12 protein-coding genes and 1 tRNA gene are annotated in these 15,630 nt (G+C 34.7%); 10 read left to right on the plus strand and 3 right to left on the minus strand.

Translation table 11 applies throughout. From position 1 onward, the window contains the following. Nucleotides 1–55 precede the first annotated feature (55 nt). The gene (locus V7S76_RS02775) at nt 56–610 is read left to right on the plus strand and encodes a peptidylprolyl isomerase (protein ID WP_459508483.1); all 555 of its coding nucleotides are present in this window, start codon (nt 56–58) and stop codon (nt 608–610) included. On the opposite strand, the gene V7S76_RS02780 is transcribed toward V7S76_RS02775, so the two are convergent. Genes V7S76_RS02780 through V7S76_RS02790 form a run of 3 tightly spaced genes read right to left on the minus strand, consistent with a single transcriptional unit; the run spans nt 603 to nt 4,571 of the window. Further along, complete coding sequence (locus V7S76_RS02780; protein ID WP_459508485.1) at nt 603–1,409, minus strand: hypothetical protein; 807 nt, start codon at nt 1,407–1,409, stop codon at nt 603–605. The two genes, V7S76_RS02775 and V7S76_RS02780, sit on opposite strands and share 8 nt — an antisense overlap. A 4-nt stretch (nt 1,410–1,413) precedes the next feature. Next, nucleotides 1,414–2,871, minus strand: a complete 1,458-nt coding sequence (locus V7S76_RS02785; protein WP_459508486.1) for an MBOAT family O-acyltransferase — start codon at nt 2,869–2,871, stop codon at nt 1,414–1,416. 8 nt (nt 2,872–2,879) lie between these two features. Next, nucleotides 2,880–4,571 (minus strand): sodium:solute symporter family protein, encoded by a 1,692-nt coding sequence (locus V7S76_RS02790; RefSeq protein WP_459508487.1) that lies wholly within the window; start codon nt 4,569–4,571, stop codon nt 2,880–2,882. A gap of 249 nt (nt 4,572–4,820) precedes the next feature. Here V7S76_RS02790 and V7S76_RS02795 point away from each other — a divergent pair. The 9 genes from V7S76_RS02795 to V7S76_RS02835 all read left to right on the plus strand — a co-directional run bounded on the left by V7S76_RS02795 (nt 4,821) and on the right by V7S76_RS02835 (nt 15,628). Then, nucleotides 4,821–4,902: transfer RNA gene (locus tag V7S76_RS02795), tRNA-Leu, on the plus strand. Between the two features lie 73 nt (nt 4,903–4,975). Then, a complete protein-coding gene (locus V7S76_RS02800) occupies nt 4,976–6,316 on the plus strand; it encodes a trigger factor (RefSeq protein WP_459508488.1) in 1,341 nt (446 codons plus the stop codon). A gap of 144 nt (nt 6,317–6,460) precedes the next feature. Beyond that, nucleotides 6,461–7,168, plus strand: coding sequence for a ClpP family protease (locus V7S76_RS02805; protein WP_459508489.1), 708 nt, complete (start codon nt 6,461–6,463; stop codon nt 7,166–7,168). A 6-nt stretch (nt 7,169–7,174) separates the two neighbouring features. Then, complete coding sequence (clpX, locus tag V7S76_RS02810) at nt 7,175–8,422, plus strand: ATP-dependent Clp protease ATP-binding subunit ClpX (protein WP_459508490.1); 1,248 nt, start codon at nt 7,175–7,177, stop codon at nt 8,420–8,422. A 10-nt stretch (nt 8,423–8,432) separates the two neighbouring features. Next, on the plus strand, nt 8,433–9,161 hold the full coding sequence (locus tag V7S76_RS02815) for an alpha/beta fold hydrolase (RefSeq protein ID WP_459508491.1): 729 nt from the start codon (nt 8,433–8,435) through the stop codon (nt 9,159–9,161). Next, nucleotides 9,154–9,840, plus strand: coding sequence for a (d)CMP kinase (cmk, locus tag V7S76_RS02820; RefSeq protein WP_459508492.1), 687 nt, complete (start codon nt 9,154–9,156; stop codon nt 9,838–9,840). Before V7S76_RS02815 ends, cmk begins: the two co-directional genes overlap by 8 nt. Then, nucleotides 9,827–10,840, plus strand: a complete 1,014-nt coding sequence (locus V7S76_RS02825) for an NAD(P)/FAD-dependent oxidoreductase (RefSeq protein WP_459508493.1) — start codon at nt 9,827–9,829, stop codon at nt 10,838–10,840. The genes cmk and V7S76_RS02825 overlap by 14 nt, the downstream gene beginning before the upstream one ends. A 38-nt stretch (nt 10,841–10,878) precedes the next feature. Then, entirely contained in the window at nt 10,879–13,950 is a 3,072-nt protein-coding gene (locus V7S76_RS02830) for a hypothetical protein (protein WP_459508494.1), read from the plus strand. Continuing rightward, nucleotides 13,940–15,628, plus strand: a complete 1,689-nt coding sequence (locus V7S76_RS02835; RefSeq protein WP_459508495.1) for a CotH kinase family protein — start codon at nt 13,940–13,942, stop codon at nt 15,626–15,628. Before V7S76_RS02830 ends, V7S76_RS02835 begins: the two co-directional genes overlap by 11 nt. Nucleotides 15,629–15,630: the final 2 nt, after the last annotated feature.

A 15,630-nucleotide genomic window follows, 5' to 3' on the forward strand; every position in this document is an offset into this window, starting at 1 on the left:
AATTAAATTAGGGGGCAATTAAGCCCCCTTTTTTATGCCCAAATTTATTCTTCTTTTGTTATTTGTATCAATGGTTGCTTGTCAACCGGATTGGAAATTAGCTCCTCAACAAGTTGCTCAACAATTGAATCAGCTCAAAGATCAATTTCCAGAAAATAAAGTGGTCATTGAAACTCGTTTGGGAAATATTGAAATTGAATTAGACTCTCGCACACCTTTGCATCGAATTAATTTTATCCGACTAGTGAAAATGGGGTATTTTAATGATAGGTATTTCTATCGCAATATTTACGATTCGGGTATCCAAGGTGGTGGAGAGTATTTTGATCGTTTGGATTATTTGGTCCCTGCCGAGTATATTGATGACCTGAAGCCTATTCGTGGGACAATAGCCATGGCGAGGTATGATGAAGGAAACCCTGAAAAATCATCTTCTCCTAGCGAATTTTTTATTGTTTCAAATACCGAAGAGGCAAAACCGTATGATAAAAATTATGTTGTTTTTGGCAGAGTAAGCAAAGGGATGGAAGTCGTTGATGCCATAAAAAAAGAACGTTCTTTTGACGAAAAACCTGTTGTTCCTGTAAAATTCAGTATTCGAATTAATTGATCAACTTTTTATAAAAATCAAACTTTTGCAAATGGATATTATCAGGCAAATAATATTTTTTTGAATAATAGTGTATGCCTGCGATATAGGGTTTTAAATAGGTCGGGTTTGCGAGGAGAATTTCTTGTTGAATTTGACCTATTTCTTTTCTTAAATCCTCATTTATGGGTGGAGAAAGAATGGATAATTTTATTCCTTTGGATTCACAAAGTTGAATGATTTTTGATAAATATATTTTTGATATAGTTGAAATACCAATGGTTGTTTTTTCTGTTGGATAGTCGGGCGACCATAAGCTTACCTTTATGGGATGGTAGTTGGCTAAGTAAAAAAAGGGGATCTGTTTAATTTGATTTACAGTGTAAGAATCCAAGTATTTTTTGTTTTCCTCGGTGTAAAATGGTTTTATAAAGTAATTATAAGTAAAGTTTTGATTTAAATTATTTCTAAAACTCAAAGGATGCATGATCAAGATAACTTCGTCAATGTTATTTCCGTTTGATATGTAATTATTTAATAAAATAAATTGTCCAGCCATGGAAATGGCTTGATTGGTACACAATGAAATATATTTACTTGAGTCAATTTCTTCATCCAATATCTGCTTACCAACACTATCACCAATCACTAATTTTTTTTGTTTATGCTTGGACAAACTTTGCGTGATGGCCTCATAAATTTCTGTACCTGCTACGTTTTTTTTATAATATTCCGTGTAAAAGCTTATTTCGGGATATATATGAAACAATACTAAAAATAGGCTGACGAACGTGGCAATGTCGCGAAGGAATTTTTTCATTGCTTTAGAATTGGAAATAGATAAATTCACTATTACCTCTGTAATAATACAAAATCAGGAAAATAATCATGTAATAAAATATCCACTTTAAGGTCTTGGATTTCCAAAGATTGGCTTGATAAAGTGGGCACAAATGTTTTCTTCCTATGAATTCGAATGCATAGAAACTAAATATCAAAATCAAGACTTGCGATAGGTGTCGTTTCCCCATTAAACTTATCATTATGGAGAAATCTTTGGTGAAAATTTGAAAAATAAAATCAAATGCACTGCCGATATCAGGGCTCCTAAAAAATACCCAAATCAAAGAGATTAACAGAAAGTTGAACGCTATTTGAAAGCTTGAAACCATCTTATGAGTGAATGAGGATTGTTGATTATGGAAGGCAGGTAATTTTAGAGCTAAATTATTGGGAAGAATAAAAATGGAATTTAGGAATCCCCAAAAAATATATGTCCAATTGGCTCCATGCCAAAATCCACTAACGGTAAAAACAACAATGGTGTTGTAGATTTGTTTGAGTTTCGAAACTCTATTTCCACCCATGGGTATGTAGAGGTAATCTCTGAACCAGGAGGTTAAGGAAATATGCCATCTTTTCCAAAAATCAGCGATATTTTTAGAAAAATAGGGATAATTGAAATTATTGAGTAATTCGATGCCAAATAATCTAGCTGATCCCAAAGCAATATCCGAATAGCCAGAAAAATCACCATAGATTTGAAATGAAAAAAGGACGGCTCCCAAAAGTAAGGTGAGACTATTGTGTTCGTTGTAGTTATTGAAAATTTGATTCACATAAATGGCACAATTATCAGCTATCACTATTTTTTTAAAAAAGCCCCAAAGAATTTGTTGTAAACCCATTACCGATTGTTGACGGTTGAATTTTTTTAGGGTTTTAAGTTGGGGTATTAAATGTTGCGCACGTTCAATGGGTCCAGCGACTAGCAATGGAAAAAAACATACAAAAAGCGAATAGTTTAGCAGGTTTTTTTCTGGTTCCGTTTTATTTTGGAAAATATCAATCACATAGGATATTCCATGAAAAGTGTAAAAAGAAATCCCAACTGGTAATGCGATTTGTAAGGTAATGATATTCACATGAATCCCGATTGATTCAAAAGAGTTGGAGATATTCGCGACAAAGAAATTGAAGTATTTGAAAACAAGTAAAACGGATAAATTACTGATGATACTTATCCAAAACCATATTTTTTTATTCCTTGGATTTTCAGAATGGTAAATTTTTAGGCCCGAAAAGTAATCTAAAAATGTGGAAAAAATAAGCAATAATAAAAAACGAATATCCCAAAATGCATAGAAGATATAGGATGAAATAAGTAGTAGGAAATTTTGTTTTTGAATAATGTTTTTGAAATTCTTAGAATATGGAATTAGCCAAAAAATGGTGTAAACAATGGGAAGAAAAATCAAATAATGGATGGAATTGAATAACATTATCAGCTCTAATTTTTGGAATTGATTTTACTCGAAATTTGATTCAAAGTTAAGGCAAACAATATCACTAACAAGCAGCCAAGCACATTTAGCCACAGAAAAGCCATCAAATCGATTTTCCAAGCATAGATGACAATGATTTCAGCCATGATGGCTGCCCAAAAAACTTCTGTGCCTTTTGTTTTGGGCAAATAAAATGCACATAAAAACACGCCTAGAATAGTTCCGTAAAACCATGATCCCAAAATATTCACAACTTCTATAAGGCTACCCATATTGACAGCAAATTGTGCAACGAACAAGCATAAAATACCCCAACCTAAAGTGACAAATTTGGATGTCCACCAATAATGCTGATTACTTTTTTCGGGTCGAATAAACCTTTGGTAAATGTCTACCATGGTGGTAGAAGTTAAGGAGCCAAATGCAGAAGCCATCGAACCCATGGAGGATAATAATATCATGGCAATTAAAAAACCCACTAATCCAACAGGCAAATAATCCGTAATAAATCGCAAGAAAATGTAATTTGTGTCTTGCGTTTCAACTTTGGCATTTTGTTTGACTAGTATTTCTTTTGCTTTGGTAACGATTTGTGTTTGATTTTCATTTAATCGAATCAGTCTATTTCTAGAAAGGTCTATTTGTTTCTCATTATTTTGCTTAATTGCCCGAATTAAGATTAATTCTTCTGATTTTTTCTCCAGAAAAACGTTGTTTTTTTCAACTTCCAATGGTTGATAAGCAGGATTTTTTTTCCAAACTTTTTCGGTATTCTTGTTGAAAAACATGGGAGGTTCTTCAAATTGATAAAATACAAAAACCAATATTCCGACCAACAGGATAAAAAATTGCATGGGGATTTTCAGAAATCCATTTAACAATAATCCTTTTTTGCTTTCTGTGGCCGATTGGCCAGTGAGGTATCTTCCTACTTGACTTTGGTCTGTACCGAAATACGATAATTGCAGAAAAAATCCACCAATAATACCTGACCAAATATTGTAACGGTCATTGAGGTCAAATTTCCAATTGATTAAATTGACTTTATTTAATTTTCCTGCGATGTGCAACGATTCATTTAGTCCTATTTCTTCGGGTAATTGTAAAATGATATAAACGCCTGCTATCACCATTCCAACCAATACAACCGACATTTGAAGCATCTGTGTGTAGGAAATCGCTTTTGAACCACCCAACATGCAATAAGTCGTTACGATGATGGCGGTTATGGTGTTGGTCCAAGTTAAATCCCAACCTAAAAGCGTAGATAAAATAATGGATGGAGCTGCAATTGTTACTCCCGTAGAAAGGGCCCTAGGTATCAAAAATAAAAAGCTCGTTAAAATTCTCGTTTTGGCATCAAATCGTTCTTCCAAAAATTGATAAGCTGTATAAACTTTAAGTTGATAATATTGAGGGATGAAGGTGATGGAAAGGACAATCATAGCAATGGGTAAACCCAAGTAAAATTGAACAAATCGCATGCCATCTGTATAGGCTTGACCGGGTGCCGATAAAAACGTGATTGCAGAAGCCTGAGTGGCCATCACCGATAATAAAATATGGTACCAAGGTAAAGCGCGGTCTGCTAATAAAAATCCTTGAAGGGATTGTTTGCTTTGATTGCCTTTCCAGCTGCCATAGGCAACTATTCCACCAATTGTAAGTAACAAAACTAACCAGTCGATTTCTTGCATATTAATGGTAATAATTACTTAAAAAGACAAAAATGATAATAGCCGTAAAAAGAAATGTTAGCAAGTAGATGTACCAATTTTTAAAATTGGATCTATTTTCAGCCATAGGTTTGATATTAGTGTACAAAAATAGAGGTTTAGGCATAATTTAACTATCAATAAGTATAAAATTTTCGATATTGATTATTTAATTTTCTAGCATCTTTGGATTAATAAAAATTGCTAATTACCTTTGCAGTCCAATTGTAAGCGGGCGTGGTGGAATTGGTAGACATACCAGACTTAGGATCTGGCGCCGCGAGGCATGGGGGTTCGAGTCCCTCCGCCCGTACACCCATCGGCAAGCCCTCAACACCGAAAGGTTTTGGGGGCTTTTTTTAATAGAAATTTTTAAACATTTCCTTATGAATATTTCACTCAACAAAACAAATGATTTAGAAGGTCGTTTGACGGTTGTAGTTTCTGGTCCTGATTACCAAGAAAAAGTTGACAAAAAATTAAAAGATTACCGTAAAAAAGCTAGTATTAAAGGATTTAGACCAGGTATGGTTCCAATGCCTCTAGTGAAAAAATTGTATGGTCAATCTACATTAGTAGATGAAATTAATCATTTGCTAGGTCACGAAGTAAGTGATTATATCAAGGCAAATAATTTAAATTTAGTAGGTGAGCCTTTGCCAGCTGTGGATGAAGCCGATTCCATCGATTGGGAAAAAGATACCGAATTTACTTTTCATTATGATTTAGGTTTTCACGGAGAGTTTGCAGTTGATTTGTCAAAAATCAAAACCATTACTTCCTACGAAATCAAAGCTGATAAGAAAGAGATAGATGAAACCATCGAAAATCTTAAAAAGCAATTTGGTGAGCAAACCCATCCTGAAACAGTAGAAGATCGTGATTTAGTGTTTGGAACATTTACTCAAGGAGATTGGGTAGAGAAATCAGCTATTCCGATGCATGCTATCGAAGATAAATCAAAAAAGATATTCTTAGGTGCGAAAGTAGGTGATACCTTGATATTCGCTATTGACAAGGTATTTGTCGATGCAAAATCATTGGCTTTAGCTACCGGTAAAAAAGAAGATGAAGTGGGGGATTTAGTAGGAGATGTTTCTTACGTTGTGGAAGATATCACTCGTTCTGTACCATCTGAATTGAATGTCGCATTTTTTGATAAAGTTTTAGGACCTGAAAAAGCAACAGATGAAGCTTCTTTCAAAGAGCAGGTTACTGAAATTATTCAATCGAATTACAAAAGAGAAGCGGAATATTTGTTGAAAATTGATGCTGAAAAAGCTTTATTAGAGCAAATTAAGATTGACCTTCCCGAAGCATTTTTGAGAAATTGGTTGATTCGCATCAATGAAGGTAAATTTACGCCAGAACAAATAGATCAAGATTTTGAGAATGTTAAAAAAGACATTCGTTGGAATTTAATCAAAAATGAAATTGCTAGCACATTTGAAGTAAAAGTTGAATATGCTGAGGTTGTAGAAAAAGCAAAAGATATGGTTCGTCAACAATTTGGTGGATATTTATCGGCTGATCAACCGGGTATCGATGAGATGATTGAAAAAATTGCGATGGGTTACCTAACGGACAAATCAAAATCAGATAATTTCATGAATCTGTACAACCAAGCTTTTGCTGATAAGATTTCTGAAGTTTTAGTGGCCAACATACCACATAAAGCAAGTAAAATTGATGTAGATAAATTCAAGGAGATAGCAGCTGCGCTGTAAATTTTTGTCACATATAATTTCAGTCATACCCCGTTTATTGCGGGGTTTTCTGTGAACTAAGCTTTTGAAAATTGTGTTAGAACGAAGTTCAGGATGTAATTATCCGAAACTTATTTTAAATTTGAATCTTAAATTTTACATACTATGTATCCAAAGGAATTATCAGGAGAAGAATTTCGTAAATATGCGGTCCATCACAGAGGCTTAAATGGTTTAGCCGTTGATCAATATATGAATCACATCGGTGATCGTCCTATTCATCAAATTGAAGATATGACCCAATATATTATTGAGGAAAGACCAATGCGTTTTGCACAAATTGATGTGTTCTCTCGATTAATTATGGATCGTATTATTTTTATGGGCGTCCCTGTAGATGATTATATGGCCAATATTATTGTAGCCCAATTGTTATTCATGGAGTCAACGGATGCTAAAAAAGACATTGTCATGTATATCAATAGTCCAGGTGGATCAGTATATGCTGGTTTAGGGATTTATGATACGATGAATTATATCCGTCCAGATGTAGCGACAGTTTGTACCTCTTTGGCAGCATCTATGGGTGCCGTTTTATTGGCAGGTGGAGCAGCAGGCAAGCGTTCTGCTTTGGAACATGCTCGTGTGATGATTCACCAACCTTCTGGTGGTGCTCAAGGACAAAGTCGCGACATTGAGATTACAGCAAGAGAAATCGTTAAAATTCGTCAAGAATTGTATGAAATTTTAGCCAAACATTCCGGTAAATCTTTTGAGGAAATCGAAAGAGATAGTGACCGTGATTATTGGATGAAAGCAGCAGAAGCCAAAGAATATGGCTTAATTGATGAAATTTTGACACGTACAGTATAATTAATCATGGCAAGTCCAAAGAAAAATAATAATTGCTCTTTTTGTGGTCGTTCAAAAAATGAAGTTGGTATTCTATTATCTGGTATCGATGGTCAAATTTGCGATTCATGTTTAGAACAAGGCTATAATGTAGTTCAAGAAGAATTAGGTTTTAAATCGGCTAAGACGAAAAATTCGAGAAAGAAATTCGATTTAGTCAAACCAATTGATTTGAAAAATCATTTAGATGAATATGTGATAGGCCAAGATGAAGCTAAAAAACATCTTTCCGTAGCTGTTTATAATCATTACAAGCGCTTGATGCAAACGCCCTCTGCGGATGATGTTAAGATTGAAAAATCCAACATTTTGATGGTGGGTGAAACAGGAACTGGTAAAACCTATCTAGCTAGAACTTTAGCTCAACGCCTTCAAGTGCCTTTTTGTATCGCTGATGCAACTGTCATTACAGAAGCGGGGTATGTAGGGGAAGATGTAGAAACGATTTTAACCCGACTTTTGCAAGCCGCTGATTATGACGTTGAGAAGGCCGAAAATGGAATTGTTTTCATCGATGAAATTGATAAAATTGCCCGTAAATCGGATAATCCATCCATTACTAGAGATGTATCAGGGGAAGGTGTTCAACAAGCTTTATTGAAGTTGTTGGAAGGATCGATTGTGAATGTTCCCCCGCAAGGAGGAAGAAAGCATCCTGACCAAAAAATGATTGCGGTCAATACTGAAAATATTTTATTCATTTGTGGTGGTGCGTTTGATGGAATTGGACGTCATATTGCAAAACGTTTGAACTCAAGGCCAATCGGTTTTTCCGGAGATGATATGTTCCATGATTCCTTTGAACAAGATCAAATCATGAAATATGTGACGGCTCAAGACCTGAAATCATTCGGATTAATTCCTGAATTATTAGGTCGTTTACCTGTCATTACGTATTTGAATCCTTTGGATAGTTCAGCACTTTTGTCCATCTTGACAAAGCCTAAAAATGCGCTCGTGAAGCAATATGAAAAGCTTTTTGATATGGAAAATGTTAAATTAACTTTCACAGAAGAAGCTTTAGCTTATATCGTTGAAAAAGCGATGGAGTACAAATTGGGAGCTCGTGGATTGCGTTCTATTATGGAGGCGATCATGACAGATGCGATGTTCGAAATTCCTTCTCAAGATACCTTAAGGTCATTTGAAGTCGATTTAAGTTATGCCAAAGATAAATTTGAAAAAACAGTATTTCATCAATTAAAGGTGGCTTAAGACTATTTGAATGAATACTCCACAGGTGCTATTTTTACATGGTTTTGGAGAAAATCATCAGGTTTGGGAAGATTTTCTTCCCAAATTTGAATGGAATATAACTACAAATTATCCCAATTATTCTTCTTGGTCTGATTGTCATACTCTAGAGGAGTATGCATTAAAAATTGCTTCTGACTTTTCCTTGGATGTGGATTATTATATTGTTGGACATTCCATGGGTGGATATATCGCTTTAGAGCTAGCCAAATTATTTCCACAGCAAATCAAACAGATTGTTATGTTAAATTCAACAGCTTTTCCAGATTCAGAGGAAAAGAAACATAATAGAGATAAAACTGCTGAATTTTTAAAAAATATGGGAGTAGAGAAATTTATTCCTCTTTTTGTGCCTAATTTATTTTCGACTGAATTTTCGAATTTACATCCAAATTTGTTGGAAAATTTAATCAAAAGGTATCAAAGTCTTTCTTCTAAGGGACTAATTTCGGCCACTTTGGCCATGAAAAATCGAATGGATGGTCGGGCATTGCTTGAGTCAACTACTATTCCTTTTTTGTTTATACATGGTAAAAATGATTCATTAATTTCCATGGCAGATATAGAAGAATGTGTAGCTTTGAATCCTAGATTACATAAAATGGTGCTTTTTGAACATTCTGGCCATCAAGCTGCCTATGAGGAATCTCAAAAATGCTTCGAAACCATTGCCCACTTTTTAAATTTGAATAATGTCTAAAATAGTCATTGCCTTAGATGGCTTTTCTTCCTGTGGAAAAAGTACAACTGCTAAAAAAGTGGCGGCGGCTTTATCTTACATTTTTGTCGATTCAGGGGCCATGTATCGAGCGGTTGCTTTGTATTTTCATCGACAACACATTGACATTACAGATTTGGGCCAAGTTAAAGAGGCATTAAAGCATATTCATATTACATTTCAATTTAATCCTGAAAAACAAGCATCAGATACCTTATTGAATGGTGAAAATATCGAAGCTGAAATCAGAAAAATGTATATTTCGGATATGGTAAGTCAGATTTCTGCTATACCCATTGTTAGACATGCGATGGTTGCATTACAGCAAAAAATGGGAGAATTAAAGGGCATCGTGATGGATGGAAGAGATATAGGTACTGTTGTTTTTCCGAATGCTGAATTGAAAATATTCATGACGGCAGAACCAGAAATTCGGGCACAAAGGAGAAAATTAGAGTTGATGCAAAAAGGGGAGGATTTGCCTCTGGAGCAAATAATTGAAAATTTAAAAATCAGAGACGAAATTGATTCCAATCGCAGTGAAGGTCCTTTACGTCGTGCGATAGATGCAGTTGATTTAGATACTTCGTTTCGTAGTTTAGAAGATCAAGTTGAATTTGTGTTAACCGAAGTTCGAAGGGTGCAAAGTGAAATCAGCTAACTCTACTTTTCCTGTTTTAATTGTTGGCCAAGGCCTCGCAGGCTCTATATTGGCACATCAATTGGAACAAAATAAAATTCCGTATCACATCTGGAATTCACCTCAAAGTCATTTTACCTCATCTTTTGCAGCTGGAGGTATATTTAATCCTATTACAGGTCGCAAATTGGAGCAAACTTGGTTAGCCAATGACTTGTTCGATTATTTATTTCCATTCTATGAATATTTAGAACGGATATTGGAAGATTCCTTTTTTTACCCCATGCCACTTTTTCGTCCTTTTGCCAATGATGAAATGAAAAATTGGCTTTTGGATCGGAAGTTGGAAATTGATAATCCTTATTTGGATTGGTCTGCAGATGGTGTTTGGATAAAAAAAACGGGTTGGTTGGATGTGGCTAAATTTCTTAGATGTTCAAGGGAATATTTTAAAAAAAATGGCCATTATGAAGAACGCGAATATGATTTTTCAACTTCCTCGCCATTAGATCAATTTTCTAGTATCGTATTTTGTGAAGGTTTTCATGCCCAACATAAGAATCCCATTTTCGGTCATCTGAACTTTTTACCCGCCAAAGGTGAATTATTACGGTTTATAAATAATGATTTAAAAACCGACGTCATCTTGAATAAAAATGGATTTATTCTCCCTTTGGAACAAAATGAATTTAAGGTAGGAGCCACCTATCGCTGGGATAATTTATCTTCCACTCCTCATGAAGATGCATTGATTGATTTAGAAAAGAAATTACGTTCTTTTGGGGTAGATGATTATGAACCATTGGAAGTAATTTGTGGGGTTCGACCAGCTACACAGGATCGCCGTCCTTTTGTAGGTTTTCATCCGACATTGCCTTATGCCATTTTTAATGGATTTGGTTCTAAAGGCGTTTCATTGTCACCATTTTTTGCTAAGGAATTCGTGGATGAATTATTAGGAAAAAGTTTAGTTAATTCGGAAGCATCAATTCGTCGATTTAACCATTTATTTTCCATTTAAATCATTAAATTTGAGTTATTGCTTTTAAAATTATACCCATGAGGAATTCTTTACGATCCTTTTTTATGTTTATGTTGTTGTGCTTGACTTTAACCACGCAAGCTCAAGACTTTTATCCTACCCAACGAAAAATTGAGAAGACAAGAATTCAATATCATTCATTCGATTGGAAATATGTATCTAGCCAAAATTTTGAAGTTTATTTCTATGGAAAAAATGAAGCTTTAGCTAGAACGACACTTAAGTTCTTGGATGGAGATTTCAACCGAATTTCAACTGTTTTAGGTTACTCGCCATTCGATAAGGTGAAAGTGTTTTTGTATCCATCCGATGAAGAATTGTTTCAAAGCAATAGTGGAGTTAGTCTTTCATCGTTGGCCGAAATCAAGGAAGAAAACTATTCGAAATTTAAGCTTGAAATAGCTTTTAATGAGAATTTGGCTCAATTCAAAAAGAAACTCGTTAAAGAAGTAGTTAAGATTTATGTACATGATATGTTGTTTGGAGGAAGCATCAAAGACGCTCTTCAAAATTCATTATTACTGAGCGTTTCTGATTGGTACATTTTTGGAATTGCAGCCTATATAGCTGAAGGCGATACACCTGAAATGAATCAATTTGCTTATCAGGTAATTAATCAAAATAAAATCCGAAAATTAAGTGTTGCTAGTGGACAAGAAGCAGAATGGCTGGGACAATCTATTTGGTCATATATTGTTAAAATGTATGGAATCAGTCCCATTAGTAATATTCTGAATTTGACACGAATAATCCGAAATGAGCAGTCCAGTATTTCTAGTACCTTGAAAAAACCATTCGTGAAAGTGCTTCAAGATTGGGCGAAATTCAATGTCAATCAATTCAAAGTAATTGAATCAAATTCCACCATTCCTGCCAATTTATCTGTTCTGACGGAGGTTGATTTAAACAAAAATGAATTAATCAAAGAATTTAAGCTAAGTAAAGATGGCAAATGGCTAGCCTATGTAACAGAGGAATCGTTGAAGTACAATGTTTTTCTGATGAATCTTACCACGAAGAAGAAAAGCTTGATTTATCAAACGAATGTCAAAGATCCCTTGCAAAATTACGATTCAAGAGGTCCTTTGGTTAGTTGGGGGAAATCCAATTCGCTTTCGATTTTATTTACGCAAGAAGGTTCTTCCTGGTTGCAAAGTTATTCTGCTTTGACAACTACCAAATCCAATATTCGACTTGAAAGTCGGAAAAAATTAGGTGATCTAAATGTGTTGGATTTTGAGATGTCATCCAATAATCAGCGAATTCTCTTACGTAATTTACGAAATGGTCAAGTAGATGTGGGGATATTTGATTTGAGAAGAAGTCGTTATTCCTCCATTACCCAGGATTCGCATGATGAAACAGAAGCTCATTGGATTCCGAATTCAGATGGAGTTTATTATGTTTCTAAAGGGATCATGGATTCTTTGAAAAATGTAGCTAATACAAAGGGTCAACTCACTGCCGTTTATCAATGGAACACAGAAGAGCCGTCAAAGCCCATTTCGCTTTTTTATCATCAAGGAGAAATCAAGGATTTACGATTGAATGCTGATTCTACATGGACTTTTTTAAGTAAGTTTCCAACAGGGAACTCATGGGTGGTTTATTCAATGAAGGATTCTACTTTTAAAGAGAAGTCGGTACGAAGCGGCGCTTGGCTTTCCTATGATCAATCTGAGGAACTATTAGTGGTTAAATCCAATGAAATTTTAAGCCAAAGTTTACAATTGCTTCCCAAAGAATCATTAAATAATTATTCTACCATTGATTGGCTTCCTTTTACCTATGATGTGGTTCAAGAAAGTAACTCAGTGGATTCTTCCGAAGATTCGACAAGTAGTACTAACAGACGTTTTGAGCAGCGTAAATCTCGTTTGGAGCGTCAGCAGTTGATCAGAAATAAAGCCTTAAACTCGAAAATAACAGGCCCGTTTAATTACGAAAATTCTTTTGTGGTCAATAATTCAGAAGGGCAATTTTTATCTGATCCTGTTCGTGGATTGGGATATTCCTTTGAAGTGAAAATGAATGATTTGATGGAAAATCATTTAATTAAAACGGGTGTTTATGTGGGGGCGAATTTGAAAAATGTGGATTTATGGGGTGAGTATTCGTATTTAGCTAAGAAAATTGATTGGACTGTTCGTTTTGATCGGAAGGTTTTGGATCAAGAAAATGAATTATTCGCCCAAAAAATTCGACATAATCGATTTGAATTGAAAGGGATTTACCCATTTAACGTGCGAAGTAAATTGTCATTTTCGGGCATATTTACCTTGAATCGAGCATTTGATCAGTTTTATTTAAACACCCCTGAAGATGTAGGAACGTTTGCAGGTTCAAAAGTTGAATACTCATTTGATAAAACAGAAGTGGTTGGTGTTAATTTGAAGACAGGTTACCGTTTGGTCACTTCCTTTGAAAATCAAATGGGTTTGGATAAAAATTCCAATGGTTTTTCTCGGATCAAGTTTGATTTTCGAAAATATGTCAAAATATCACCAAGTCTTTACTTAGCTACTCGTTTTTCAGCATCCCATATTTTTGGTGATAATGGCCCTCAAACGATGTTGGGAGGAATGGATAATTGGTTGTTTATTCAACGTGAATCTCGGAATAAGGAAAATCCTTTGGGTAAAAATGGAATAGCTCAAAGAGATGTTTTTATGAGTGATTTTGCTAGTCCTTTACGTGGTTTTAATGTTAATCGATTTTCTGGAACGAATCATTTATTATTGAATTTGGAATTGAGAGTGCCTGTGAAAAATCTTATTGGTACGGAATATGTGCATTCGACTTTCTTGAATACTTTACAATTGACTGGATTTACGGACATTGGTTCAGCTTGGACAGGCTCTAGTCCTTTTTCTAAATCAAATGGATTCAATACCAATGTATATGGAGGTAAACCCAATCCATTCCAAGCAACCGTTACTGATTTTAGAAATCCATTTTTATTGGGTTATGGAGTAGGAGCAAGGGCAGAATTTTTTGGTTATTTTATCAAGTTAGATTATGCTTTTGGTTTTGAAAGTGGTGAAATTAAAGCTCCAATTAGCTACTTAACATTAGGGCATGATTTTTAGAGGTTATTTAGTTTCTTATATCATTCTTTTTTGTGTTTCCATCTTCGAAATTCAAGCACAGGTCTTAAGAGAATCCAATTTACCTATCTTGCGGATTACTACTTATATTGGTAAGGATATCAAAGATGAGCCCAAAGTTCCGGCAAGCATGGAACTATTTGACAATGGTCCAGGGAAATGGAATAAATTGACCGATGTACCCAAACATAAATTTATTGCTGGAATTGAATTTCGGGGTTCGACTTCCCAAGGTGCACCTGGCTTTTATTTTTTACCGAATATTCCTGTTAAAATGCCGTATGGTTTTGAGATCTGGACAGATACAAGTGGTAAAAAAACGGTGGAATTACCTTTGTTGAATATGGCCTCGGAATCCGATTGGGTTCTCAATGCATCCTATAATGATCGTACTTTTTTGAGGGATTATTTGGCTCAACATTTGGCTAAAAAAATGGGCCTTTTGTCAAGTGATGTCAAGTATATTGAATTGATTATCAACGAACAATACCAAGGGGTGTATTTGTTTATGGAGAAAATTAAACAAGGGAAAAACCGCGTGCCTATTGATAAGCTTCATTTGACAGATACATCTGGTGATAATCTAACGGGAGGCTATATTTTGAAATTTGATAAGAATACGGGTTCATCTCAAAATATGAGTTTTTCGAGTAACTATGTGACACCATTGGGTAATTCTAAGCCCCAATTTCTGATTGATTACCCTAAAAAGGATTCTTTGGTGAGTCAACAATTCAATTATATCAAAGGCATTTTCGGTACTTTTGAAAAGAATTTATCGGAAGAAAATCCAACAGATCCTTCAGCCCAATACCGTAGAATGATGGATATTCCTTCCTTTGTAGATTATTTTTTGGTGAATGAATTGTCGAAAAACGTCGATGCATATCGTTTGAGTACCTATTTTTACAAAGAAAGGGACAGTAAAGGAGGGAAGATTAAAATGGGGCCAGTTTGGGATTATAATTTATCATTTGGTAATGCTGATTATTACAATGGAAATAATGCCAATGGTTGGATTTTTAATATCGTCAACGAAATACCAGAAATAACGAAAGATGGTACTCAAGCACCCTTTTGGTGGGGTAAATTGATGGGAGATACAGTCTATGTCAATAAATTAAAAAGTAGATGGTTTCAATTGAGAAAAACCATCTTCAATACCAATTACATCAATCAGCAAATAGATTCTGTACAAAATGTTTTACAAGAACCTTTGACCCGTAATTTCCAGCGATATCCATTGTTTGGAAAGTATATTTGGCCGAATGGATTTGTTGGCGCGAATATGAATCAAGAAATTGCTTATTTGAAAGATTGGTTTCCTAAACGAATTAGTTGGATTGAATCAAAAATTCAACTTTTATCTCCTCTGATTTTATCAAAAGAGGAGGAACCTTTCGTTTTTGATGTTCAAGTATTCCCCAATCCAGTTCAAGATAAATTGCAAGTGAGCTATCAAATAAATGCTGACGCCGAAATAGACTTATCCATTTATGATTTATCAGCTCAATATGTTCTTGCTCAAAATTTGGGTAAACAATTGATGGGTAGCCATTCTACGTGGATTGATATTTCAAGATTACCATCGGGAATATATGTTCTTTCCCTTCAAAAGGATCATTTGACTAGTAAGCAGATTAAATTTATTAAAAATTAATT

The sequence above is a fragment of the Aquirufa sp. ROCK2-A2 genome (assembly GCF_054558485.1).

Coding starts and splice junctions, on each gene's coding strand:
- V7S76_RS02780 (WP_459508485.1), bottom strand. CDS start 1,409: ATGAAAAAATTCCTTCGCGACATTGCCACGTTCGTCAGCCTATTTTTA.
- V7S76_RS02785 (WP_459508486.1), bottom strand. CDS start 2,871: ATGTTATTCAATTCCATCCATTATTTGATTTTTCTTCCCATTGTTTAC.
- V7S76_RS02790 (WP_459508487.1), bottom strand. CDS start 4,571: ATGCAAGAAATCGACTGGTTAGTTTTGTTACTTACAATTGGTGGAATA.
- V7S76_RS02800 (WP_459508488.1), top strand. CDS start 4,976: ATGAATATTTCACTCAACAAAACAAATGATTTAGAAGGTCGTTTGACG.
- V7S76_RS02805 (WP_459508489.1), top strand. CDS start 6,461: ATGTATCCAAAGGAATTATCAGGAGAAGAATTTCGTAAATATGCGGTC.
- clpX (WP_459508490.1), top strand. CDS start 7,175: ATGGCAAGTCCAAAGAAAAATAATAATTGCTCTTTTTGTGGTCGTTCA.
- V7S76_RS02815 (WP_459508491.1), top strand. CDS start 8,433: ATGAATACTCCACAGGTGCTATTTTTACATGGTTTTGGAGAAAATCAT.
- cmk (WP_459508492.1), top strand. CDS start 9,154: ATGTCTAAAATAGTCATTGCCTTAGATGGCTTTTCTTCCTGTGGAAAA.
- V7S76_RS02830 (WP_459508494.1), top strand. CDS start 10,879: ATGAGGAATTCTTTACGATCCTTTTTTATGTTTATGTTGTTGTGCTTG.
- V7S76_RS02835 (WP_459508495.1), top strand. CDS start 13,940: ATGATTTTTAGAGGTTATTTAGTTTCTTATATCATTCTTTTTTGTGTT.